Source organism: Pseudomonas saponiphila, from assembly GCF_900105185.1.
GTDB lineage: Bacteria > Pseudomonadota > Gammaproteobacteria > Pseudomonadales > Pseudomonadaceae > Aquipseudomonas > Aquipseudomonas saponiphila.
In genome coordinates this window covers 225,786-250,540 of record NZ_FNTJ01000003.1, presented here as the reverse complement: position 1 = coordinate 250,540, position 24,755 = coordinate 225,786, and the positions used below count along the sequence as shown (strand labels likewise).

The following is a 24,755-nucleotide window of genomic DNA, read 5'->3' as shown; positions in this document are numbered from 1 at the left end:
AAATCGCCGGTCACGACTTAGCGAAAGCCTTCCCCTTCGTTGCGCATGACCTGATGCGCCGCCATCCTCGACCGATTTCGGGAGAGGAAGATGGCGGCGCCGCGAGTAGCCATGCGAAACATCAAAGAATGTCTGCGCCTCAAGTTTGAGGCCGGCTTGTCCCACGAGAAGATTGCCCGTGCCTTGCAGCTGTCCAAGGGCGTGGTTAGCAAGTACATCGCGGCGGCGCGGGTGGCCGGGCTGGACTGGCCGGCGCTGGTGGCCATGGACGAGGCCGCGCTGGCGGCCGCCTTGTTTGCACCGACGTCGACGAACAAGCCGCGCGGTGAGCGAGTGCTGCCCGATGTGCTGAGCATCCACCGCGAGTTGCGACGCAAGGGCGTGACCTTGCAGCTGCTGTGGGAGGAATATCTCGCCGCGCATGCGGGCCAGCCGACCTACCGCTACACCCAGTTCGTCGAGCACTACCGGCGCTACGCCCAGACGCTCAAACGTTCGATGCGTCAGCTGCACCGTGCGGGCGAGAAGCTATTCATCGACTATGCCGGGCCGACGCTGCCGGTGGTCGACCCGGCCACCGGCGAAGTGCGCCGGGCGCACATCTTCGTCGCCGCCCTGGGCGCCTCGAATTACACCTATGCCTGCGCGACGCCAGGCGAAACCCAGGTGGACTGGCTGACCTCGCTGGGCCAGGCTCTGACCTACTTTGGCGGCGTGCCGGAAATGGTTGTGCCGGACAATCCGCGCGCCCTGGTCGCCCAGCCGGATCGCTACGAGCCGGGCCTGAACCGGGCCACGCTGGAGTGCGCGCGTCATTACCAGACGGTGATCCTGCCGGCACGGCCACGCAAGCCTCAGGACAAGGCCAAGGCCGAGGTGGCGGTGCAGGTGGTCGAGCGCTGGATCATGGCGCGGCTGCGCCATCGGCAGTTCTTCAGCCTGCATGCGCTTAACCAGGCCATCGCCGAGCTGCTGGAGGATCTGAATCGGCGCCCGTTCAAGCGGCTCGATGGCTGCCGGCGCGACTGGTTCGAGCGCCTGGATCGCCCGGCCTTGCGAGCGCTGCCGGTGCATCCCTACGAGGTCGCCACCTTCAAGCGCTGCAAGGTCAGCATCGACTACCACATCGAGGTCAATGGCAGCTTCTACAGCGTGCCCTCCGCCCTGGCCCGGCAGAACGTGGACGTGCGACTGACGGCACACACCCTGGAAGTGCTGCATGGCAACCGGCGGGTGGCCAGCCACCTGCTGCTGGGGCGACGCGGCGCTTACAGTACCCAGCGCGAGCACATGCCCGCGGCGCACCAGGCGCATCGCGAATGGACGCCACAACGCCTGCTCGACTGGGGCGCGCGGATCGGCCCCTACACGCGCCAACTGATCGATCACCAACTGACCCACAAGCCGCACCCGGAGATGGGCTACCGCGCCTGCCTCGGCCTGCTCTCGCTGGCCCGGCGCTATGGCAATGCACGCCTGGAAGCCGCTGCCGAACGTGCCGTACACCTGCGCGCCTTCACCGGGCGCAGCGTGCGCAACCTGCTCCAGCAAGGCCTGGATCAACAGCCGCTGCCCCAGCGTGCCGCCGAAACGACCTTACCCGGCGACCACGAGAACGTCCGTGGCGCCGACTACTACCAACCCCCGCAACAGGAGCTGTTCGATGATGCCGCAACACACCCTGAATCAACTGCACCAGCTACGCCTGGACGGCATGGCCCGCGCCCTGGAAGAGCAATGGACGCTGCCGGCCAGCCACAGCCTGAGCTTCGATGAACGCCTCGGCCTACTGCTCGACCGCGAACTGGCCTGGCGTGACAACCAGCGCCTGGTACGGCTGCGCAAGAAGGCCAAGCTCAAGTACGCCAACGCCTGCCTGGAAGATCTCGACCGCCGCACCGGACGCGCCCTGGACGAGCGTCTGATCGCCACCCTGGCCAGTGGCGACTGGATCCGCCAGCAGCACAACCTGCTGCTGACCGGCCCGACCGGTGCCGGCAAAACCTGGCTGGCCTGCGCCCTGGGCAACCAGGCCTGCCGCCAGGGCTATAGCACCCTGTACCTGCGCACCCCGCGCCTGCTGGAACAACTGCGCATCGCTCATGGCGACGGCAGCTTCGGCCGTACCCTGCAACAGCTGGCAAAGGTCGACGTCCTGGTGCTGGACGACTGGGCGCTAGCCCCGCTGGAGGAAGGAGCCCGGCATGACCTGCTGGAGGTGATCGACGACCGCGCTGGCAGCCGCTCCACCATCCTGACGAGCCAACTGCCCATCGAGCACTGGCACGGCTGGATCAACGACCCGACCCTGGCCGATGCCATCCTCGACCGCCTGGTGCACAACGCCTACCGACTGACGATGAAAGGCGAGTCGCTGCGCCGAAAAAAAGCCGAGGAACAAGCCGCATCGTGACCGATGCGATTACAATCCAGAACCCGCGCAACCGGGGTGGAAGCACCGGTCACGTATTAGCGAAACGCTCGGTCACGTTCACCGAAATCCGCAACTGCACCGACAAGTTCATCGTCTCCCACTACCAGCCGGTCGCCTTGATTGAGGTGATCAAGGGTGGTGGTGATTCTGCGCTCGGAGTTGGCCTGGGGTCTTTGTTCAGCACCGGTGTCGATAACAACGACTACACGACGTTCGAGGCACGGATCTATGAGATTCCGTCCTGGGCTATTGCGATGGCTATGGCCTACCAGGACTGCAAGCTGTGTGGTGTAGACAAGGCGAAGACCGGGAACCCCAAACTGTCTTCCGCCACTTCGGTCTGCTCGGCTGCAACGGATCAGATCGTCAGCAAGGCGGTGTCTCAGTTCAATAAAGCAATGCCGGCCTGTATGCCCAAACTGCTCTACTCGACTGAGTTCGATCCCGCCTGGCGCACGGGTTGCCGGGACATGGCCCATACGTTCTTGTCCAACCCGATTACGTGCAATGAGCTCACTGGCAACATTTCGATGTTTGGCATGGAGCTGTGCATTGGGCCGAAGTGGGGGCCTCTCTATCCGCGGCAGATGGCAACTCAGAACGATTCAGCACCAATTGCGGCAGGCATCGCCGCCTACCGTGCGATTCACGTCTCGGCCTTCGCCCAGGGCTCGTTCCCGTTCAACGGTTCGCTGGCCATCGGGAAGCTTCAGCAGACAAGCCCAATGGTGACTGTTGGCTTTGGTGCCGGAAGCATGATGCTTGATACCCAGATGCGCGCTGGCCCTGTCGACCCGATGCATACCTACACCTTCGTCTGGTGGGTGCCAGTCACCTGCTGCAAGGATTACGAAGAAATCATGGGTATCTGCGACGGCTCATCTAGCTTCTGCGGCTGATTATTTTCGCCCACCTTCTGGCACGGGAAAGGCGGCCATACAGTTGTCCTCGTTCTAATGAGGACAACAAGCATGAGTACCGCTCACGTAATGACTTCTGCCCTTCTGAGACAGTTTGCAGTTAAGACCGGCAGTTCCATCGAGGTATCAACGAAGCTCGGCCCCCACACCCTGCTTCGCACCTCTTTCGATCAGGACGCATTTCCTGACGATAGTGAACTGCAAGCCTCTTTCCTGAAATCACTGATCGACGATGTGAAACCTGGCGCGCTGGACATCCTTGCCGGGAACGTAGCTCGTTGCCTTGAAGATCAGGCGACTGCCGTTAGAAAGGTTATTCAGGCGGAAAGTAAATCAGCCACCAACAATCAGCAGGTGAACAAATGAAAGATGCTTCCAACGGTGCAGAGCTCGCCGGCCGCGACAAGGCCCTCGCTCAGTGTTTGAGCCAGATCGAAAAGCAGTTCGGCAAGGGCGCGATCATGCGTATGGATTCGGCCTCGCTGACCCCCATCCCCGCCATCAGCACGGGCTCCCTGAAGCTTGACCTGGCCCTCGGCATTGGCGGTCTCCCGAAGGGTCGTATTGTCGAAATCTACGGCCCTGAGTCTTCGGGTAAGACCACCCTCACCCTTTCGGTTATCGCTCAGGCGCAAAAGGCTGGTGCTACCTGCGCTTTCGTCGATGCCGAGCATGCGTTGGATACCGGCTATGCGAGCAAACTGGGCGTCAACGTAGATGACCTGCTTGTGTCTCAGCCTGATACCGGCGAGCAGGCTCTGGAGATCACCGACATGCTGGTGCGCTCCAATGCGGTAGACGTAATCATCGTCGATTCCGTGGCAGCACTGGTGCCTAAAGCAGAGATCGAAGGCGACATGGGGGATGCTCACGTTGGGCTCCAGGCCAGACTTCTCAGCCAGGCGCTGCGCAAACTCACCGGCAACATCAAGAATGCGAACTGCCTGGTGATCTTCATCAACCAGATCCGCATGAAGATCGGTGTGATGTTCGGCAACCCGGAAACCACCACCGGTGGTAACGCCCTCAAGTTCTACGCCTCGGTGCGTCTGGATATTCGACGTACCGGCGCGGTCAAGGACGGCGACGAGGTGATCGGCAGCGAAACCCGCGTCAAAGTCGTGAAGAACAAGGTCGCCCCGCCGTTCCGTCAGGCCGAGACCGAGATCATCTACGGGCATGGCTTCAACTTCTTTGCAGAGTTGATCGATCTGGGTATCGAGCAGAATCTGGTTTCTAAGGCAGGTGCTTGGTACTCCTACGCCGGCAATAAGATCGGCCAGGGCAAGGCGAATGCGGCTGCATGGCTCAAGGAAAATCCCGAGGCCGCTCGCGAAATCGAGGATGCTGTGCGCGCAGCACACCAGCCTAAGGGCAAACCTCTGGATGCTGCCGATGCAGAGCCGCTGGAAGAAGTGGAAGAAGATTCGCCGGACCTGGCTCCTATGGGCGAAGAGGTCTAACTCTCCAGTAGTGGTTAGGGCGCAGCAATGCGCCCTTTTCATTTGGCCGGCGAATTGCCGAAGATAGAACACCCATCTGCGAACAAGGTGAATTATGGGCATCAAGCGAGTGCAGAAGCTGTATCTCTGGACAGTCGGAGATCCGAGTGTAGGTATTGCCGGCGAAAGCGCCGAGGTTTCTGCTCCGGGCTGGCTGGTCGAATCGGAGCAGTATGAGGCGGAGGACTTTAAGTCCGTTCTGGAGGATTTCCGCCAGAAAATCCAAGAGGCTTTTGAGGTTATTTGGAGCGGCGAGAAAGTCTTTGCCCGATACGACTTTGAGCTCCAAGAGGAAAATGCTCAGGGCCTGAGCCACTAACTTTTAGGGGACCACTTAATGCCATCCAATGAACGAATGGAATCGGTGCTGGTTTGCAATGGACAGGTCCAGATCAGTCATCATCTCGACGAGATCGATGCGCCTGTGTGGCCATTCATGAACGATCAAGCGGTAAAGGTTGGCGCGAAGACCGGCCACATCGACAACTATCGCTACGAGTTAGCTTGTGGTGGCGTCGTGGCCTTGTGGGACGGCAACCATCTCCATGCCCTCGCAGTGACTGTCAGGGATAGCATGAATCGCACGCGCTGCGTTCGTGTGCTCGCATCGCCTAAGGTGGAAGTGGTCACCGCCTGTGCTGTTGAGGCTGAGCCAAGCGATGATGTATTCGAGTCCGAATTTCAGTCATGGTGGGAAACTGAGGGGCAGTATGTTCGCGCGGGAGGCGGGGACTACGAGAAGTCATTTGCATACCAGGCGTGGAGGCATCTATACCCACGCATCCATGCAGCTTCAGGCGTGCAACCTCATACAGAGCAGGGGCGTAACGATGGCGCTCTATGACGAAATGCGAGTGGAATTGCAGGAGCTCGTTGACCTGGTGCAGCAAGACGAGCGCTATGCTTCTGCCGTTGCTCACGGAGCAATACATGCTGACCAGGAGACCGCTGAGACGCAACGCCGGCGTGCCACTCGGATAGTCGAGTTGAAGCGTCGATACGGACTGAGCTGATCGAGCTGTAAATTCCCCCCACAAAAAAAGCCGCATGATTGCGGCTTTTTCCTCTGGCAGTTGCCGTCAGTTCAGAAGCACAACTCCGAACCCATATGCCTCTGAAACCTTCCGGGCGAGCTCGCTCGGCGGGCCGCTGAACTGGACTGCGTTGGTCTCTCGTGCCGCGTCCGGCATGCTTGAAGAAGCGCAGGAAGCGTGGTCCTGGGCCATGATGCTTTTGACCTTGCCCTTCAAGTCCCGCACCGCTGCTGCGCCATCCTCGCCCATCCCAGTGAGGATCAGGATGTTCGTCCGTTCCTTGGAATACGCATGAACCGAGCGGATAGCCTGGTTGATGCTGGGGTGGAACTCTGGGGGGGTCACGTTCGGCTTGAACTCGATTATCGCGTTGGGCGAGATGTTTAGCGTTACGTCCCGAGGGATGAGGATTACCTTGCCCCCCACCACCTTTTGCCCGTGATAGCCGATCTCTACGTCCCAATCCTTGGCAGCCTCTTTAACCTGCCGCAGCAGCAGGCCAAATGCTGCTTCAGGCATGTGCTGAGCAATGAAGATGGCGATGTTCAGGCGGGGCAGGTTGGAGAAAAACTCCTTCAGCGCCAAAGGGCCACCGGAGCTAGATCCGATCACCAGCGTGTCTACCTTCGAAGCGGCGAATCTGTCGTTTGCCTGCTTGATCTCATCAGCAAGGTCAGGGGCCAGCTTCTTCATTTCTTCGATCATGCGATTTCGCCAGGCAATGCGTTGCTCCGGCGACATCGGATAGAGGTCCGTCTCATTGAACAGGCAGGGAGGCTCATTGCTATCCATCTGCTCATTCAAGTCTTCGGACTCCAGCAGTGATGGATCTGAGATGTCATAGATCATCAGGTGCTGGTTGGTGGTGCGAGCCAGACCTGATTCAACCTCGGGGATGCTAAACACCCGCACATTTGCAAGAACGGTGGAGAGTTCTTCTTGTATCAGTGTGGCCTGAACGCCACTGGCACTGACGATACCGACTTTCATGCTGCATCCTCATTGCGAATAAGGTCTGGCCGGCATTGGCTCACGGCCTTATCCATACCTGGGTAGTCGACAGGCTTGTTCAAGAACACGTTGACCCCGGCCTCAGCTGCCTGGGCCTCAAGCCCGGTTCTTGTGGTCAGCATGATGATCGGGATGTGGTCGAGTTCAGACATCTGGCGAAGACGGCGAGTCAGCCCAAAGCCATCCAGGCGGGGCATTTCAACGTCAACGGTGATGATCGAAGGCTCACGCTCAAGGGGCAGCATGTCCAAGGCGTCCTGGCCGTCACGCGCAGTGATCACCTCAAATCCACGAGCCTCGAAGTATTGGGTCAACTGCCGGCGATAGCTGGTGGCATCGTCGACCACAAACGCGAGCGGACGATTCTCGCGCTTGACCGCTCTGATCCTGTTTTGACGAACTCCGTAGCCCTTGCTCCCTTCCTTCAGGTTGATTCGGATCAGTTCCATCACGTCCAAAACGAAAATGGCTGTGCCGTCAGAGAGTTCCGTTTCGCCGATGAGACCGCGAACATTACTCAAGATCCCATCCAGCTCTCGGATGTGAATCTCAGGCATGGAATCAACCTTCTCGACCTCGATGGCAACCCGCGTCGAACCGTGGCGGCAGAGAAGGAGGGTCACAGGCTTGGCTGCATCAACACTTCCCTTGAGCTCAGGCATAGCGATCAGATCAGCCAGTGGGACCACGTTGTAAACCTCCCCCTCATGCGAGTAGGTGGCATGGCCATTCAGGCGCAGTTGCTCATCCAGGTCAGCACGCGCGCAGTACGCCACACTGGACATGGTGAAGGTCGGGATAGCAAACCACTGTCCACCGGTGTTGCAGATCATTGCCCTGTTCGATCCGATCGAGAACGGAAGAACCAGAGTGAAAGTGGTTCCCTGCCCAACCTTGGACTCGATCTGCAACATGCCGCCCATGGATTCGACGGCAGAGGCAACGATATCCATGCCCACGCCACGGCCCGAGATGTGACCAACACTGTTCGCGGTAGAAAACCCGTTGTGGGTGATCAGGCGAATGATTTCGCTATCCGTCAGCTCATCCTTAGCGGAGATGATCCCGATAGAGAGAGCCTTTTTACGCACGGCTTCCGGATCAATGCCTCGGCCATCGTCAGAGATAGTGACGATCATGTTCTTCGCCCGGCGGGCAACCGTGACGCGGATTAGACCTTCCGGATTCTTACCTGCTGCCGCTCTATCGGCTTCAACCTCAAGGCCATGGTCGATTGCGTTCCGAAGGATATGGAACAAGGGATCTTTGATCGCATCGAGGATCTTCTTGTCCAAGATGGTGTCGCCACCACCAAACTCAGTTCGTACTTTCTTCTTGAGCAGCTTCGAGGTGTTCTCAATGGTGCTGTTCAGGGCTGGCTTGATGTTGTTGAACGGTACAAGCCGGCTGTGGATGAGATCACGCTGGAGGCGGGAGATAAGGCGTCCCTGACTACGAATGGACTCCTGCATCACATCACCAGTTTCCATCACATACTGGAGGTCCTGGATGATTTGCTCGATGTTTTGCGCGGCATGGACTGCCATCGAAGAAATGTCATTGAAACGCTCAAGCTGCATATCAGCCGAAGCATTAGTGGTGCCTGTCATCCCGCCTGGCAGGTTGATGTAGCCACGAAGCATGTGGATGACTTGGTTTTGATGTAGATAGTGAGCCTCCATTTTCTCTCGGATGGAGATCAGGCCGATCGCAACCTCTTTCTGGAGGGCGCTTTGGCGATGCCGAGAAGCAGTAAGCTCGCTTGCCTGTTCAACTGCGGTTTCCAGAAGTCGCTGGTCAACCTTGATCTTCTCGGTGCTCACGACCCGTTGCGCGTCTAGGGCCTGGCCGTGGGCCTGCTGAGTCCGCTGCAAGAGAGATCGGACAGCTTGGGAAACCACTGGCATCAGCGGGGTTTCTTTACCGTCATCGAACGGAGCTTTACGGGAGCTGCGATGAACAAGCATCTCAGCCGCAACTGCATTGCCAGTGGCTGCGCTTGGCTTGTTCACGCTCTCCTTCCGGACAGGCTGCTCAGTCGCTGGCTTTTGCTCCGCCTTCTTCGGTTCAGTAACCGCAGTAGCTCGGGGTGCAATTTGAGCCTCGGCTTTCGGAGCAGCCACTACAGCAGGCTTAGCGACTGGCTCAGGGACCGGAACTGTGGCCTGTGGCTGGGCTTTGGGCTGCTCTACGGAATGTTTCTCTTCCGGGATATGGGCCTCACCTGTCGTCTGCCCTTCAGCCAGCGCAGCCATTTTCTCAGCGTGACGCTTGGCGGCTCCCTTGCCGCGGCTTCTGCGGCGGGTCTTCTTGCCTACCGTTGGCTCCATACCCACCGAGCTTTCTGCCCCGTGGTTATGGTCTTCATCATGCTCTTGCTCGCTGATCTGTGGCTCGCCCTGGTTCATGCTCAGCAGCTGAAGATTGATGTGATTCTTCTCGACAGCGCACTCAAGGCAGTTGATCAGGGCGTCCGGCCGACGAAGGCCGCGGTAAGCCCTGACGGCGGTGGATAGGCCGCCGATTTCCTGAAGCACAATCTCCACCAGGTCTATGCAATCTTGGTTGGCGGGGATGATATTCAAGCTGAGCGACTCGAACAGCGACTCCATCAAGTGAGTCACTTCCTGAATCTCGGTCAACTGCGCCATGGCAGCAGCACCCTTTAGGGTGTGCATCTGACGCTTAATCGTATGGATCAACTCACGGTTATCGAGATCGCTGAGCCATGCCTGGAAGTTGTCCTGTAGCTGCGGCAAACGCTCATCGGCCTCTTCGATGTAGAAGCTGGCCAGCTCTTGGTCGTATGTCGCTTCCATAACAGCGTGGGACTGGGTGGGGATCGGAGCCTGATATTCGGGCTCGACTTCCACTTGAGCCTCAACTTCAACCTCAACCTCAGCTTGTGGCTGCTCGGCGACAGTCTCTGTCACTTCATCAACCGTAACTGGCGCAACTGCATCGACCTCGACCTCGACCTCGATTGCTTCTGGCTCAACAGAGTCAACTTGATCAGTAGCGGTGGTTACTGGAGGATCTTCGGCCGGTACGGCTGGTACCGCGACCTCTTCATAAACTGCTTCCTCAGTGGTTCCGCAGATCGACTTCGCCATATCGATCCAGGCATCTTCAAGCTGGGTGGTTGCCTGCCACGGGAATGCAAGATGGAATTCCATGCACTCGTTCAGCAGTTCAATAATCTGCGCGCAATCGTGAGTCGTCAGCTCGACTTCAGAAGTCCGAATCTCGTTCAAGCGATTTTCGAGGACTGCGAACACGCGGTTGAGAGGCATGCACTGCGCAGAACCAGAGCATCCACGGAGCGTATGGACCAGCCGGCACGCATGGTCATCCAGCTTGGGGGCTTCTGAGGACAACATGGCAACCAGGCTGTCATGGTTCGCTTTGTACTCAGCCCGGTAGAGTTGCATCATGAATGCATCAGTGCCTTCGGGATATTCGACCTCTTCGCCTTCAGCCTCCTTCGCGAGGATCACCTCCGAACCTTCGACTTCTCGGATCTCTTGGGAATCAACAGGGGTGTCGATTTCGCTGACGCGATCCACCGATTCGTTCTGGTGTGCTTCAGGTTCAATTGGAGCGGCATCTTCAGTCGTCTCTACCTCTCGCCGGGCGGTGTCTACCATGTCGATCAGGCGGATGGCCACGTCTGCAACGAAGATTGCTGCTGCCCCTTTTGCTGCGTACTCATCGAAGCAGCGCAAGATCAATGCGGCAGATTCCTTCGCAGCTTCAACTGCTGCGTTCGTGTCGAACTCTTCGTCACGAGCAACGCTGTAGACCTCATTGGCAAAGTGGGCAATGGCCTTGCTCAACTTAGCCAGAGGCTCGACGCCTCGAATACGAGCTGCCATTGCAATACGGTCCGACGCCATGTGCAGTGTTTGCAGCTGGGCCTGATCCGTGAAGTTCGGCAGTTGCGCGAAGGCCTCGAAGACATGGCGCAGCTCTTGGATTTCAGGAAGCAGCGTGTCTTCATCATCTGCGGCGCTGGCGCTGACGTTTTCGAAAATGGTCAGCAGTTCTGACTGGGTAGGGGCTTCAACCTCGCCGACCTCGATACCGTTCTTCGACAGTGCCTGGATCGCCGAAGTAAGGATGCTCGGATCAGGTTCAAAGCCGGAATGGATGGACTCAAGGTAGAGCTCGACAGCCACCAGGGCCCGCGCAGCATTTTCGTAGGCTTCTGACTGGGACAGCGTTCCACCGTCAAGCATGCTGATCATCGAATGCGCGACACCCTTGAGGATCGCACCGACCTTGCTGGCACCTGCGAAGCTCGTAACAGATGCAACACTCAGTAGCTCTTCCAGCCCTTGGCGCAGCCCTTCCTGAGCGGTACCGCTGTCCACATGCAGGGCAATCGGGCGTCTTACGCTCACAAGCACCTTGAGCGATTCAGACACTATGCCGCTGATCACATCAGGAGCTACGCCCTCGATACCCAGCGCCCTGGTGGCTTCATTTTCGGCAAGGTTCTTGAGACGTGCATCGAGGTAGAGCAGGTCGGACTTCAGGGCTTCGACAACCTCAGTAGTCATGTCCGACATTTGCGAGTCTTCGCTCACACGGGTAGCGGCTGTACGAGCGATCGAAGCCAATTCTTCATCGTTGACCATGAAGAAGATATTCGCGAGATCCCGAATAGCCGTAAGGAAGCTGGCGATCTGAATGCCAAATACATCTTCTTTGGTCGCAGATACCGCCCTGCCGATTGCAGCCATTGCGTGCGAGAGTAGGGACTCAACTTCAAGGGCAACCGTCTGTGCGGTTGCTTCTGATGAGCGGTCAAGCTTGGCCTGTAGGGACTTCAGGCTATCGTTATCAACGCCAGTTGCGACGTTAAAACGGCCCAGGACTTCTTCACTTTCGTCAGTCTGCGTTTTCGCCAAGGACATGACGTACAGCAGCGACTTGAAACGCTCAACCCCAAGGGATTCTAGGGCCGCGCTTTCCCCTCCAAAACTGCCCTTCTGAATGGCAACAGACACAGTGCGCAGTTGAGAGACGGTGTTGTTGTTATGCCTCAGACTACCGGCAATGAGCAGGTCTACGAGCGCGCCAGCAGCCCACCAGTAACAGCCAATCTCCTGCGAGTTTGTCACCGTCTGTAGATCGGTCAGGATGCCTTTCATTTCACGGAGTGACTCTTTGCTCTGAGTCCCGATCCATGACCCGAATGCGGCCTGGAAGGGTTTTGCAGATGCTTCGAACACTCGGTCACGGTGGGCCGGGTCTACGGCCAAGTCCTTGAGAGGGGGATCGATGAAACTGAAGGCAAGGTTTGGCAACAGGCTCTCTTCAACAAGAAGAGGAACGCCACGGATCTCACGAATTTCGTTGATAGGCTTGGAAAGAATGCTTGGGCTGTCAGGTGCTCCAGAGATCACCATGCTCATGTAGTTAGGCAGCACCACCAGTCCAGACATCAATGCAAGCAGAGCCTTATCCTTCTGCTCATCATCAAGAATGCTTTCTTGGATATTGCTCGAAATCACATGCATTTCAGAGCTAAGTGCCGCCCCGCCCTTTGACCCGATCATCACCAAGGCGCTGTGGATGAGGTTAATTTCCTGACCGAGCACGCCGAGCTTTTCATTCGCCTCTTGCTGTTGCCGGTCAATCCAAGAAGGCTGAACGCCAGTTGGCGGCGACCTGAACACCTTCATCTTCTGGAAGTAGGTATCCAGAGCAACCTGTGCGCGACCGATCGCCTTTTCGATTGGCGGGCGGACCCAAGAAAGGTGGGCTTTATGCGTGGCACTGGTCATGGTCAATCCTTTCTGAAAACGGCTGCGTGCGTGTGAACAGTTCGAGTCATGCCTTTGCATTTCCATCCCGCATCTTCAGCGGGGCCGGCAATCAGATAGCCCCCCTTAGGGAGCTCCAGCGCCAGGCGGTTCAGGATGTGATGGCGAGTCTCGGCTCGGTAATAAATCAGCATGTTCTGAGTGATCACTACGTCAGGAGCACTCATGGCAATTGGCACATCTGACAGGATGTTGTGCACGTCGAACCTGACCATGTGGCGTATCCAACTATGGAATCGCGACCGGCCTTCGCCGACTTCTACTGCAACATCGTTGCTCAACTTCGGGTGTGACTGATAAATCCCCGCCCTGGCTGTTTCGATGCAGGGGGCTGAGATATCAATACCGAGGATGTCGAAGCTGGGATGCCCGTTTCGCAGAAGAGCCGCTGCAATGCTGTAAGGCTCTTCACCGGTGCTGCACCCCACTGAAAGGATCTTGGGGGTGGTCTTGCTTCGACAGAACTCGATGATCAATTCGATGGTTGGTGGGTGCCTGAAGAATCTGGTTTCGTGGTTTGTGGCCACATGCAGAATTTGAGACCACGTTTCGGCGTCAACCAGTCCGGCCTTCATCGCGGCAACCAATGTCTCGACGCATTCAAATCTTCCGCATGCGGAAGATTTGACCGCGAAGTGGAAAGCGTCCAAACGATCAGAGTTGATCTGGATGGAGAAACGCTCTTCGATCAGCGAAACCAGGTCATGGATCGCTTGGTCGGTTTCAGTCGCCGCGATGTGCAAGGTCATTACTTACCTTTGAGGAAGCCCTGAATGACCCGCTGAAGCTCTTGAGCGGAACGGTTCACGTTGGTGATTGCCTGTGCCGTTTGCTCAGAAGCTGCCGCGTTTTCAGCCGAGTAATTCAGAACGGTTTCCATGGTGTGGGATACCTCACTCGACTGAGCCATGAGTGATTGGGTGCGTTCAGTGACATCGCCTACAGACTCGCGGAGCGAAGTCGACATCTGGGAAATGTCCGAGAGGGCGGACTGCGCCTTAGCAGAACGATCCAGCAGGCCGTCGATTTCACGCTGCGAGCTATCAACGGCGTACTGTGTATCCCGAGCTGACTCGTGCATGTTCTTCAGCAGGATGTCGATCTCGCCGACCGCCTGCTTACACTGATGAGCAAGAACGGTGATCGCTTCAGCTGCTTTGTTCATCGCGTGGGCCACTTCGTCGTTGCCCTCGATCTGGTCTGCTACCAGGTGAGCGTTGAAGGCAACGAGGTCGCTGCGGTCGGCCACTTGGTTCACAACAGAAGAAACACGGCCCAGGGTCTGGAAGGACTCGATCATGTTCTTCGAGCGGTGTTGAATCGAGACGTTGTGGTCTGCAATCAGCAGAATCCCCTCGTGCACCTTGGCTACCGCATCCGAGCCGGCCCCGACCTTTGTCGATACTTCGTTGGCAACATTCAGGGTATGGCTGGTCACTTCCTGAATGACCTCGACGTAGCTACTCATGTCAGCAAACAGGCTGGAGATATGCTCCAGGGCACGCTGCTGCTCCTGTCGGTTACGCGAGACGTTTTGGGCAGTTACCAGCGTCTGCTCAGACGCAGCGGCCAGTCCGGAAATCGTCTGATCGGACTCCTGGATGATCTCCCGGATCTTGCCGAATACAAGGTTGAGCACCTTGGCAATCTCTTTGGTCGACTCCCGGTCATCGGTGACTTCGTGGTTGATGATGCCGCGACCGAATTCGTTGATGTCGTTCAGCAGGATCGACAGTTCCTTCGAGCGCTCTTTCTGAGAGCCGATGATCGAGTTCCCACGCGACTCAACAGCTTGGGCGCGGCTGGTAGCTGCGAAGTGGGCAAGCACAGACGTGAACAGCGCCATGAGGACGGCAAGACCACCCAAGGAGCCAACAATCAGTGGGGATACAACGTGGGTGTTTGGCAGAGCCTTGGCCGTTTCGACGAGCGACTGCGATGCGGCTTTGAAGCTATCGCGCTCAACCCAGATAGCACGGGCCAGGGGAATGTTTGCCTTGGCACCGGTGGCGCTATCAACCAGTTTGATGTTTAGGCGTTGAGCGGCTTGAGCGCCACGGTAAGCCTTGGTGAGAGAGTCGAACAGCTGCTTGTCTTGAGGCAGGTTTCGACCAATCGAGCTGATGGAGCCGAGGAAGCTACTGATGCCAGATTCCGCAGCGCGAAGCACATCGGCGTCAGCGCCATCACGGCCAAGGATGGAGGCTGCCTCTCGGAGGGACTCCACCGCTTCAGTCAGGACCTTCTCCTGGGAGTCGCTGGCCGGCAGAGTGCTCATCCGAGACAAGGATGCTTCTGCATCAGCCAGGGCAGCATCGATCGCCTGTTTCGTTTCGGTCTTTGCGCGCGTATAGGACTCGGTATTCCCTCGCGAGGACAGAATCTTGCCGAGGTTCGCGGAAATGGACTCCCAAGTACCACGCAGATTCGAGACCTGACTTTGGAGGGCGGCCGGCGCGGGCGAGATGCCATTTATGGGATCGCCATTCTGAATGCGCCCGAACGATTGCTCGACACTAGCCTCCAGCTTCTCCAGCTCGGAAAGCAGGTTGCTATCAGTAGCAGCTCGCTCGCTGAGATAGATCGCCTGAAGTGCAGCAGAGCGCAGCTCCGAGGACTCAGCCAGGTAATAGGCGTCAGCCTTTGCGCTCTTGTTGTACTCGTAGCCTGTCCAACCCGCACCGATGCTGGCTGCGATCATCAAGATAGCGGTGAGTGGTACGAGGGGGGTCGAATTAGACATCTGTTGCGCCTCAGTTAAGGTCAATTTTCTGGAGCTTTTCGTCGCTCACAAGCTGAAGGAGATCGATCAAGGCCCACACCTTGCCGCTACCCGAGACAACACCGGCCAATGAAGAACCAAGGCCTGGCGGGATTCGAAGATCACTCTGGGGAACGTCTTCCATGGTCCCGGTTGGGTAAATGCCAATCAGCTCATCGACGAGCAGCCCCACGTTGCCCACGCCCTTTGGGCCACGGACAACCAGGATCGGCTGATTGAGTACGTCGCCTCGGGACTGAATGTTCAGAAATCGGGCGATGTTGATGAACGGGATGAGTTCGTTGTGTAGCTTCGAGGCACCGAGTATCCAAGGCTTGGTTCCAGGAACCTGCACAAGGTTGGTCGGCACTTTCATCACCGCGGAAATAGACCGGCTTGGCGATAGGCACAGAGATTCGCCTATGCGGTAGCCAACGAGCTTGTAGCGCCCGTTCTTGAAATCGTCACTCATGGGCACCCTCTGCGATCTCAACCATGGACGCAAAGGCCTTACTGATGGTCTCACCGCTAAACGGCTTTGTCAGATACAGGTCCGCGCCAACAAGGAATCCCTTTTGCCTGTCGAATGCAGTCGTTGCGCTGGTCAACATGGCGATTGGTCGATTCCCGAATTCGGGGTTGGCCCTGAGAATGGATACAAGGCGCAGGCCATCCAGATTGGGCATGTCTACGTCGATGAAACATGCATCTGGTTCCTCGCGCCTAATGACTTCGAGGGCTTCAAAGCCATCCTGTGCCGTTACTACTTCCAGGCCGAGCGCAGACAGGAACTTTGCGCCGACCTTTCTCATAGCCGGGGCATCATCGACCATCAGCACCTTTTTAATTTTGCTCATGCGGGGCGGACTCCATTTGTTATTTAATAGCCGCGATGCACTGTCCAAATCCGGCCAACACCGGGGCTCAGAACCAAAATATTTCTGCCGTTACTGTGGTTCGAGCTAAGGAGTAATCGAGTTGAACAAGAAGCATCGGGCGGCCTTCGCTGCTGACCCCTCATTCCTGGCGCGCATCGCGCACACCAAATCCGGCACTAATGCAGCTTCTGTCGCAGCTGATCAGAAGCTCCCCAAGAGGGAGCCATCGAAAGCTGTCCTCAGGGCAAAGAAGGTTCAGGAAGCGAACAAGGATGGTCGCTACGATGCAGTAGTAAGCGATGAGTCTCTGGGTACGCTGACCTTCATTTTCAGCGGGGCAATGTTGCTCTCGCTGAACGTATCCCTACGGATGCATGACGCTAAGGCATCTGCCCTAAAAGACACATGGAAGAAGCGGGTACAGGCAGTCGTTCTGGAAAACCGTGCGCTCATTTACGCCTGGCAGCAGCGCTGCCGGTTCCCGCTGATTGTTGAAGAGGTCTATATCACCGCTGAATCAGCGCTGCTCGATACTGAGGCTGTAGCTGCGGCCTGTAAGCCGATCATCGACGCGCTGGTATTCAACCAGGTGGTTCCAGACGACAACTGTAAGTTCATCTGTCAGCCACTTGCATACACCGAGCGTGGCCCCTCCCCTGCCCTGCTGATCTCCTTCAAGCCATCTCCGAAGCCTTGGGGCTTCATTGATGATGCGTCAGTTGAATTGGCACGCGCTGCTGCCAAGCAACGGTCTGTCGACTAATCTGCTAATTACTGCTGGTATTTCTCATCTTTGGCGTTATGGTCTGTGTATCCGTTTCACGCCAAAGTGAGTGATACACGTGTATCCATCCGACGACGACCACAAGCATCTCGCATCCATCAAAACCTTCGGGATTGGCGAGGTTCCGCTGACCTTCCGGCGAATTGATGTTGACCAGCTGCATCGCGGGCCGTGGCAGTTCAGGCGAGATTTCTCTGATGCCTCGATTAACGAAATAGCATCAAGCCTTCTCAAGGCCGGAACAAACATCACCCCGCTGATCGTGACACCCCGCCTCGCAGGTGGCTGGTCCATTGTCTGCGGCGAGCGGCGCTGGAGAGGTGCGCAGAAGGCACAGCTTCATGAACTGAACTGCCTGGTGGCCAACTACACCGAGGAACAGGCCAGCTTCGTCTCCATCGTCGATAACATTCAACGAGAGCAGTTTAATCCCATCGAGGAAGCTAACGCTCTAAAGGCGTGGGAAGAGAAGGGGCTTACTCATGATGAGATTGCCGAGTCGATTGGCAAGTCTCGTGGCTATGTCTCGAACTATATCCGCCTGGTCGGCTTGGATATTCAGGTCAGGGACCATCTCATCTCCGGAAAGCTGTCAGCTTCCCACGGCCGGTTGCTCTGTTCCGTTGAGTCGAACATGGTTCAACGCCAACTGGCATCCGCGGCAGTACGAGGGCAGTGGTCTTACAAGAGGCTCCAGCAGAAGATCAATGAAGTCCTCAATAAGCCAAAGCCTGTAGCTGATCTCGGCAGCGGTGACCCAGACGTTGACCGTCTTGCCCGGATCATAAGTGAGCACACTGGTTATACATGCATCATCAAGAAGACCCCATCCGGTTGGCAGGCAGGATTCGCTATGACCAACAATGAGCAGTTCGCCGGCCTGCTGGAAAGAATGGGTATTGATGTAGAGCTCTAACTGGTTGCCTTAAATAGGCCACCTAAGTCGCGTTATTAGTGAATTGTGTGTGTGCCGTAAGTCTGGCCTCGATCTGAAGGATTATGATGAAGACTCCCTATCTACTCACTGTGCTGGCCGCTTCGATAGCCCTATCCGGCTGTTCAACTGGCAAGAAGCCGGCTGAGTTGGCGTTGGAGCCCCAGTCTCAGTACGACCAGCGTTATCAGGATGGTCTCGCCCCTCAGCGTTACACAGAGGCGCAAATTCTCTATCAACGCCAGATGAATGAATTCCAAGGCCAGATTGATACCTTGGAAAAGCAGCGGCGGGCATTGGAGCAGGGCCTTGCCAACGCAGCCTACGAGAATGACTTGAGCCCGGCTCCAGCTTCTTCGTCCGAAGCGGCGCGTGTTGGTGAGTTCCAGGACGCCTCGCGTAAGACTCAGGCCAAAATCGCAAAGGCTGATTCTGAGCTTGCTGTTCGGAAAGCACTGCTTGAAAACGAGCGTGATGCAGAGCTTTTGGATGCACAGCGCAAAGCCACTGAGAAACTTGCCGCAATTGAAACCGAGTATTCGTCACTGGTCTCATCCGCAGAGAAATCGACCCGTGACCTGATTGATTCGAGAAGTCGGCAAGAGGAAGAGCTTCAACGCGCGACGCAGAAGCTTCGCTCTCAGGAGAACGAGATTCTCGAAAGTCAGCGCTTCCAACTCGCTGTTGAGAACGCCACAAAGGTGACCAATGCACGCGGAACGATGGCTTCTGCTGAGCAAGAACTGGTTTCCACCAAGGCTCGTTTCGAAACTGAGATCGCCAATCTTGAACAGCAGCTCGCCTCTCTTAGGGCGCGTGCATCTCAGGAGATTGCGCTCAAAGAGGCTCAGGTGGCGACCGCGAAGACTGAAGTTGATCGACTGGTTTCAGTTGGTGAAATGCTGAAGCAGCAGAAGGTCCAGTCAGCCGAACCAAGCCTCGCGAAGAGTGAGGAATTCAACAGGTTTGTGCGCGAGCAGGAATCCCGCCTGGCGGAACAGAAGAATGAGATCGAGGCGCGAAAGCAAGCTCGCATCGCGGAAGTTAAGAATGGACTCGCTGCTGAGCAAAACCTGATTACCAGCCGAGCTCGAACCAAGTTGGCCGGCATCGAAAGTGTTGCGACCATTGAGAAGTCCTCAGTCGTCGCACCGGTCATCACGGGGCGTCGTGTTTATGCGGATGAGAGCGTTCGCCCTTCAGCACCGACTGCCCCTGCCCCAGTTGCCCAATCGGCTGCAAAACCTCTGGCTTCCGCGGTAGCGTCGAAGCCCGTGACCATCACCACGTTCAAACCCAAACTTGAGCCTGCAATCGAACCTGGCCGTGAGCCGCAGGATGTCGTTATTGCTGGCGGCACTACCAATGCAGTTGCATCTGCCGGAGCCCCTGTTGTCGAGCAGGTGAAAACTCGTGAGGTCTTTGATGTTCTCTACACCTACACCGACAAGCCCAGCTGGGAGAAATTCCAACTCTATCTGAAGGCCTATGGTGTTAATGACTTCCTGGCCTCCCGGAACTCGAAGAAGGGTGAGTGGTACATCTACGCTGGTCGCTACTACGACGAAGCTTCCGCCGCGCGAAAGGTTCTGGAGCTGAACATGAAGACATCCACCAACCACGCAAAGGTAATCCGGAAAGAGATTCCACGCTGATCCACCATGGTTGAAAGGGCGCATTTAGCGCCCTTTTTTTTCGCCTAACATTGTCCAGATCATCGCCCCGCTCTCAGCCGGCAATTCAAATCTTCCGCATGCGGAAGATTTTGGAAAGTGACAGGCAAGCACCTGTATCGCGCAATGCGGGGTTATTTTCATATTTCATGCCGCCATGCGCCCCATTTGACTTGAACCCGTCGCCATGCCGGTTATAGTGATGCCCATCAACTAGGAGGATTTATGGGCAGCAAACGACGCGCAGGACCCGCCGACATCATCACCATCACCAATGAGAAAGGTGGCGTTGGCAAGACAACCATTTCGGTGAACCTCGCCTTCTACCTTGCGCAGCAAGGTTACAAGGTGCTCGGCATTGATCTCGACGGCCAGGGCAACTTCAGCTCTCGCTTTGTACCGATCGCTGAGCGCGTTGGCGGTCTTCGTTCTTGCCATCTGTATATGGAAGAAATGCCCAAGTACGAGCCACTCCATTCGCCGAGCGGAGTTGACTTGATCTATTCGCTGGACGGCGACGTTGATCTTCACTCGATCGAACAGAGCGATCTGAGCGTGCTGACTGCATTCGCCGGCAACATCGCAAACCTCTGCGATGACTATGACGTGATCATCATCGACAACCCGCCAACCAGCGGCATCAAGATGACTGGTTCCATCTTCGTAGCGGACCACATCTTTGTTCCCGTTGAACTTGCTGCGTTCGCGGTGAATGGCGTTCTCAGCCTGCTTGATAGCTTTGCACGCATCTCCCGTGCTACAGGCAAAGAGATCAAGCCAACGGGGTTTATCTGCAACAAGCTGAATACCCGTGTCGACGCCCACAAGTCGTCACTCGCGGCTCTCCGTAAGGAGGTGGGCCCCCTGATCATGCGCAACGCGATGTCGAACCGCGGCGCGGTAGATACAGCTGTTACGCAAGGTGTTGCTGTCTGGGATCTCAAGAACAGCGGTGCAGCCCGAGTGGCAGGTAATGAGATGCTGCTGCTGTTGGAAGAGATCGCCGCACTGATCGGCTTTGATGTGGAGAAGTGGGCCACCTCTGCCGAAGACTCGCCGGCAGAAAAACGCCCTGCCAAACAGAAAAGCGCCCCCCAAAAGAAGACGCTGAAAAAGCCGCAGAGTAACAAGAAGGAGAAGGCCAAATGAGCGAAGCATCCCCGAAGAAAGAGTTTGCTTTGGCTGGTCTTAAGTCCCTAGCAGGAAATCTTGCCAAGCTGGATCAGGTCGCTACTGAGGGACGAGTCCTTGAGCTGGACCCTTCCCAAGTTGTCCCGTCCCTTCAGGTGCGTACCAGCTTCATTGAGATCGAAGAACTGGCTGACTCGATCAAGCAAGGAGGCCAGCATACGCCCATTACTGTTGGCCCTATGGATACCGACACTGGGAAGTATCCGCTGCTTATGGGCGAGCGGCGCTGGCGCGCTGTTCAGTTGATACCTGGTCTCAAGATCCGCTGCATCGTCGATGCAAGCCAACGCTCTGCTGCTGACCTCATCAAGGCACAGGTGACCGAGAACGAACAGCGTAATGGGCTTCTCCCCCACGAGGTCGGGATTGCCATTCAGCGGTATAAGGAAGCTCGCCTGGCGGACGGGGTGAAACTTACTTACCCGCAGATCGCAACTGAATGGAGCAAGCCACTCCACTACATCAACGTACACGCGGGGTTGACCGATCTGCCGGAGTGCATCCTCTCGCTGATCACCAACAACATTACTCGTGACTCGGAGATGCTTTTTTCGCTGAAGACGCTCCACAAGCTGGAGCCAGAAACCTGCGAGAAATTCATCGCCGAAGCCAAAGACCAGCCGGACCTGCTCACACGTGCAACCGCCCGTAACATGGCCCGCGAAGCGAAAGCCCGTGCCACCCAGCAAGAGAACGGAGGCAATGCAACTGGCGGACTGAATGGGAACGCTGGCGCTGAGAAACAGTCTGGCGCATCCGGGTTTGCCAGTACACAGGCTGCCTCGACCGCAGCGCCCAGCTCGAACTCAGGGGCTGGGGAAGAGCAGGGCAGTGCTGGTGCTGAAGCAGTCGCTGCCGGCCAGGTTGACGTTGGTGGTACTGGTCGATCGGCCGAGCCCAGCAAGGGCTCCGAGTCCGGACAGGCTCAAGGTGCACCCCAGGAGAAGTCGCGCCCGAAGTCGGTAACCCGCGATATCGATGCCAACCGCATTGTCATCGCAGTAAACATCGTTCGCGAGGAAACCACCAAGGGGCTTCTGTTGGTCAACAAGGTTGTCGATGGACAGCCCGGCAAGTGCGTTGTCGAGATCACGAAGCAGGGCAAACAGACCGAGCTGATCGTCGATACCGACTGCATTGAAATCGTAACCATGGCTGAACTCGCTGCTATTGAGTGAATGAATCAGCCGTACTGAAAAGGGCAGCCTAGGCTGCCCTTTTTTCTTCCGCATGCGGAAGAAATCATCCCCGTATCCTTCCCCGAAAATCGTATTGTTCACCCGTGAATCAACCGGCTGAAATCTTCCGCATGCGGAAGAAATCCCAGCAAACCCAATCCGGCGGCCCGTCTGAAAATCTTAGAAATCTTGGGCGTTTGCGCTTGAATTGGGAGGGCACTCTTATCTAGTCTCTACACCGTACTTCCGTGATTCCGTAGTTTTGAGATCTCTCAAAGCGACAGATCACACCCCAGGATCGATCGCGAACTCGCTGGTCTTTTTTGGGTGTTGGATTTCGGGTTGTTCTACTTCTCGCTGTCCGACGACCGTCTTACTAGATGCACGCCTGCCCCTGCATGCTGCATTTAGAGTTTTTCCCGATTCTCTACTTGCTGGCATTGCTGGTTTGTAGGTTCGGTTCGATCGTTTGGCTTCGCCTTGCGATCAATCTCTGTCTCTTCTGGCTTCGCCACTTGAGATTGAGCACGCTCTTTAACAGTCAGTCTCTCAGATTGTTTCTGTTGTTTTGAACAGTTGTCTGTGACTTTGCGTTTGGATGTTTTCACATCGATTCGCCATTTCCATGACGGTTGCTGCTTAGGTGTGGTGATCGTTGAACTTGGTTTTGGTGTTTGATGTGAGTCCCTTGGCACTCTATTCATTCGCTATTACCAGTCGCACGACACCCGTTTTTTGCAATTGAAATCCTGAGACCATTTGGTGTTCACAATCACCAAATGGGGGATTGTGGGCGCTTCATACGGAGAACCCGCAATGTCCAAAATGAACTACGCAATTGTCTTCGGCTTGATCGCTGCTGCTGCTCTCTTCTTCCTTCCGGGAAAAGATGATGCGCAACAAACAGTGAACAAGGCTAACGAGTCACGCTGTGCTGCCTTCGCCGCCGCTGGCTTGGATGAGTGCTAATCGTTTTGGCCCAATGACTGATGTCTTGGGCACCCTAGTTACGCTTCCGCAAGGCGTAAGTAGAGTGCCCAAGGCGAAAAGAACCGAAAGCCCGAGCCTAACCGGCTCGGGTTTTTTTTTGCCAAATCTTCGGCAAAACGACCTTGAATCTGGGCGGGTGCGGCGCTAGGTTGAACGTGATCTTTCAACCTAGCCGTATGCCGCGTCTTGCTGCTGCTGCCAGGTGAAGATTCCAGATGACAGCTCTCTGTCCTGGAGTTCTTTCAAAAATCAACTTGCACGACCCTATGGGATAAGCCAATCCCATCGGGATATGGCTGTTCCTTCTCGGAGAAATAGCTATGTCTCGAAAACCACTGAAAGAAGAGGTTGAGGATCTCGTACAGTCGAATGGTGGTTGGTTGAGCGTGATTCCACGTTTCACCACAGCCTTTGACCATGGGATTCGTAACCTGGGCAAACCGGTTGATTGCCCGTTCCCTAGTCGCCACAAGCGTTCTGGTGGAATTGGTGATTTCCGGTTTAGTGAAAAACTGGAGCACGAAGGCCGGGCCATCTGCACTTGTTTGCCTGATGGAGCTGGACCTGTTGATTTGCTCATCGAGGACGGCGCGATCGGAACCGATTTCGTCACCGTGATGCGCAATATCCGTGACTCACTCACTGGCGTTAAAACCTTAGCCAAGCGCGAGGCCCCCGTGGTTTCGCGCGCACCTGAGGTTCCAGATGAAGACAAAGTGCGTTGGGCAACGGAGAAGCTAAAGCGAATAGCCAAGGATTTGCTGCCGCTGAACCACCCTGATGCGAAGGTCGGAAGATGGTATTTCAAGCGCCGTGGTATCCCTCTCAACGCGATGATTGGAGACGTAAAGTTCCATCCGGGGCTTGAGTATTTCAACACCGTGAATGAGAAGGGAGAGAAGCGGAAGGTACTGGTCGGTCGCTTCCCTGCGATCGTATCGGCATTTCGTGGCAAGGATGGTCGTTTGGTGAATCTGCATAAGATTTACCTGACCGATGACGGTAAGAAGCTCGATTCCGTCAGCAAGCCGAAGAAAATTGACACCCCCTTACCGGGGTTCAAGGGTAGTTCCATGCGCGTCGCTAGCGTCCCAGGTTGTCGGACTCTGCATCTGACCGAAGGCGTTGAGAAGGCATGGGCTATCCATCTGGCGACAGGTGAGACCAGCCGAGCCGCGAACTCGTGTTCAACGCTCGCCTCAGTGGATGTGAATCCGTCTGAGTTTGACCGAGTAGTGATCTGGTCCGATAACGACCCGAGAAACGAAAAGACAGGCAAGGATGGGGTAGGGCAGACCTATGCTTATCGGCTCTTCATGGAGCTGCTGAGCAAAGGGTTTGAGGTGACGTTCATGTTACCGATCGTCGACCATAGCGAGGCAGCCAAGGGGCCTGACTGGGAAGATCTGATCGTGTCGCATGGCGTTCTCGAAATGCCGACTGAACAGCGCGTCCCATTCCTGCGAACCCTCGCGGAAGAAGGTGGCATTGTTCAGATGTGGAAGTGCAAGGCAGCTTAAAGAAAACCCTCATGCGCGTGATTGCGCATGGGGGTTTTTGCTTGACGGGGGAGGGGGCATCGTATTGAATAAAACCGTCCCACTAGCCACCTCTCCGTTTTCGAAGAGATGAGC

At 56.4% G+C, this 24,755-nt stretch carries 21 protein-coding genes; 14 read left to right on the top strand and 7 right to left on the bottom strand.

Features of this window, described 5'->3' with window-relative positions; translation table 11 throughout:
* Positions 1-90: 90 nt before the first annotated feature.
* From istA to BLV47_RS33630, 7 genes are all read left to right on the top strand, one after another.
* Positions 91-1,776, top strand: coding sequence for an IS21 family transposase (gene istA, locus BLV47_RS33660; protein WP_062838241.1), 1,686 nt, complete (start codon positions 91-93; stop codon positions 1,774-1,776).
* Entirely contained in the window at positions 1,664-2,413 is a 750-nt protein-coding gene (gene istB, locus BLV47_RS33655; protein ID WP_062838242.1) for an IS21-like element IS1474 family helper ATPase IstB, read from the top strand. The genes istA and istB overlap by 113 nt, the downstream gene beginning before the upstream one ends.
* Positions 2,410-3,333, top strand: a complete 924-nt coding sequence (locus BLV47_RS33650) for a hypothetical protein (protein ID WP_092320784.1) — start codon at positions 2,410-2,412, stop codon at positions 3,331-3,333. The genes istB and BLV47_RS33650 overlap by 4 nt, the downstream gene beginning before the upstream one ends.
* A gap of 72 nt (positions 3,334-3,405) precedes the next feature.
* The gene (locus tag BLV47_RS33645; protein WP_092320783.1) at positions 3,406-3,720 is read left to right on the top strand and encodes a hypothetical protein; all 315 of its coding nucleotides are present in this window, start codon (positions 3,406-3,408) and stop codon (positions 3,718-3,720) included.
* Positions 3,717-4,817, top strand: a complete 1,101-nt coding sequence (gene recA, locus BLV47_RS33640; RefSeq protein WP_092320782.1) for a recombinase RecA — start codon at positions 3,717-3,719, stop codon at positions 4,815-4,817. Before BLV47_RS33645 ends, recA begins: the two co-directional genes overlap by 4 nt.
* Before the next feature lie 94 nt (positions 4,818-4,911).
* Complete coding sequence (locus tag BLV47_RS33635; protein ID WP_092320781.1) at positions 4,912-5,175, top strand: hypothetical protein; 264 nt, start codon at positions 4,912-4,914, stop codon at positions 5,173-5,175.
* Positions 5,176-5,193: 18 nt separating this feature from the next.
* Positions 5,194-5,700 (top strand): hypothetical protein, encoded by a 507-nt coding sequence (locus tag BLV47_RS33630; protein ID WP_167365747.1) that lies wholly within the window; start codon positions 5,194-5,196, stop codon positions 5,698-5,700.
* 235 nt (positions 5,701-5,935) lie between these two features.
* Here the strand turns inward: BLV47_RS33630 and BLV47_RS33620 are convergent, their stop codons facing one another.
* From BLV47_RS33620 to BLV47_RS33595, 6 genes are read right to left on the bottom strand one after another with little or no spacing between them, the layout of a single operon-like run.
* A complete protein-coding gene (locus BLV47_RS33620; protein WP_092320778.1) occupies positions 5,936-6,880 on the bottom strand; it encodes a chemotaxis protein CheB in 945 nt (314 codons plus the stop codon).
* Complete coding sequence (locus BLV47_RS33615; RefSeq protein WP_167365746.1) at positions 6,877-12,693, bottom strand: response regulator; 5,817 nt, start codon at positions 12,691-12,693, stop codon at positions 6,877-6,879. The genes BLV47_RS33620 and BLV47_RS33615 overlap by 4 nt, the downstream gene beginning before the upstream one ends.
* Before the next feature lie 2 nt (positions 12,694-12,695).
* Positions 12,696-13,481 (bottom strand): CheR family methyltransferase, encoded by a 786-nt coding sequence (locus BLV47_RS33610; protein WP_092320776.1) that lies wholly within the window; start codon positions 13,479-13,481, stop codon positions 12,696-12,698.
* On the bottom strand, positions 13,481-15,475 hold the full coding sequence (locus tag BLV47_RS33605; RefSeq protein ID WP_092320775.1) for a methyl-accepting chemotaxis protein: 1,995 nt from the start codon (positions 15,473-15,475) through the stop codon (positions 13,481-13,483). Before BLV47_RS33605 ends, BLV47_RS33610 begins: the two co-directional genes overlap by 1 nt.
* Positions 15,476-15,485: 10 nt before the next feature.
* A complete protein-coding gene (locus tag BLV47_RS33600) occupies positions 15,486-15,965 on the bottom strand; it encodes a chemotaxis protein CheW (protein WP_092320774.1) in 480 nt (159 codons plus the stop codon).
* Positions 15,958-16,350, bottom strand: coding sequence for a response regulator (locus BLV47_RS33595; protein ID WP_092320773.1), 393 nt, complete (start codon positions 16,348-16,350; stop codon positions 15,958-15,960). Before BLV47_RS33595 ends, BLV47_RS33600 begins: the two co-directional genes overlap by 8 nt.
* A 121-nt stretch (positions 16,351-16,471) precedes the next feature.
* Here BLV47_RS33595 and BLV47_RS33590 point away from each other — a divergent pair, with 121 nt between their 5' ends.
* From BLV47_RS33590 to BLV47_RS33570, 5 genes are all read left to right on the top strand, one after another.
* Positions 16,472-17,134 (top strand): hypothetical protein, encoded by a 663-nt coding sequence (locus BLV47_RS33590; RefSeq protein ID WP_092320772.1) that lies wholly within the window; start codon positions 16,472-16,474, stop codon positions 17,132-17,134.
* A gap of 79 nt (positions 17,135-17,213) precedes the next feature.
* Positions 17,214-18,071, top strand: coding sequence for a ParB/RepB/Spo0J family partition protein (locus BLV47_RS33585; RefSeq protein WP_208605345.1), 858 nt, complete (start codon positions 17,214-17,216; stop codon positions 18,069-18,071).
* A gap of 86 nt (positions 18,072-18,157) precedes the next feature.
* Positions 18,158-19,744, top strand: coding sequence for a hypothetical protein (locus tag BLV47_RS33580; protein ID WP_143038362.1), 1,587 nt, complete (start codon positions 18,158-18,160; stop codon positions 19,742-19,744).
* A gap of 243 nt (positions 19,745-19,987) precedes the next feature.
* A complete protein-coding gene (locus tag BLV47_RS33575) occupies positions 19,988-20,911 on the top strand; it encodes a ParA family protein (protein ID WP_092320770.1) in 924 nt (307 codons plus the stop codon).
* The gene (locus BLV47_RS33570) at positions 20,908-22,131 is read left to right on the top strand and encodes a ParB/RepB/Spo0J family partition protein (protein ID WP_092320769.1); all 1,224 of its coding nucleotides are present in this window, start codon (positions 20,908-20,910) and stop codon (positions 22,129-22,131) included. Before BLV47_RS33575 ends, BLV47_RS33570 begins: the two co-directional genes overlap by 4 nt.
* 407 nt (positions 22,132-22,538) lie before the next feature.
* Here the strand turns inward: BLV47_RS33570 and BLV47_RS35975 are convergent, their stop codons facing one another.
* Positions 22,539-22,835 carry a hypothetical protein gene (locus BLV47_RS35975; RefSeq protein WP_143038361.1) on the bottom strand — a complete coding sequence of 99 codons (297 nt, stop codon included), beginning with the start codon at positions 22,833-22,835 and terminating at the stop codon, positions 22,539-22,541.
* A 112-nt stretch (positions 22,836-22,947) separates the two neighbouring features.
* On the opposite strand from BLV47_RS35975, the gene BLV47_RS36340 reads away from it, so the two are divergent.
* Positions 22,948-23,100: a hypothetical protein gene (locus BLV47_RS36340; RefSeq protein ID WP_167365745.1), complete on the top strand. Its 153-nt coding sequence runs from the start codon at positions 22,948-22,950 to the stop codon at positions 23,098-23,100.
* Positions 23,101-23,441: 341 nt separating this feature from the next.
* Positions 23,442-24,641 (top strand): DUF7146 domain-containing protein, encoded by a 1,200-nt coding sequence (locus BLV47_RS33565; protein ID WP_092320768.1) that lies wholly within the window; start codon positions 23,442-23,444, stop codon positions 24,639-24,641.
* Positions 24,642-24,755 lie beyond the last annotated feature (114 nt).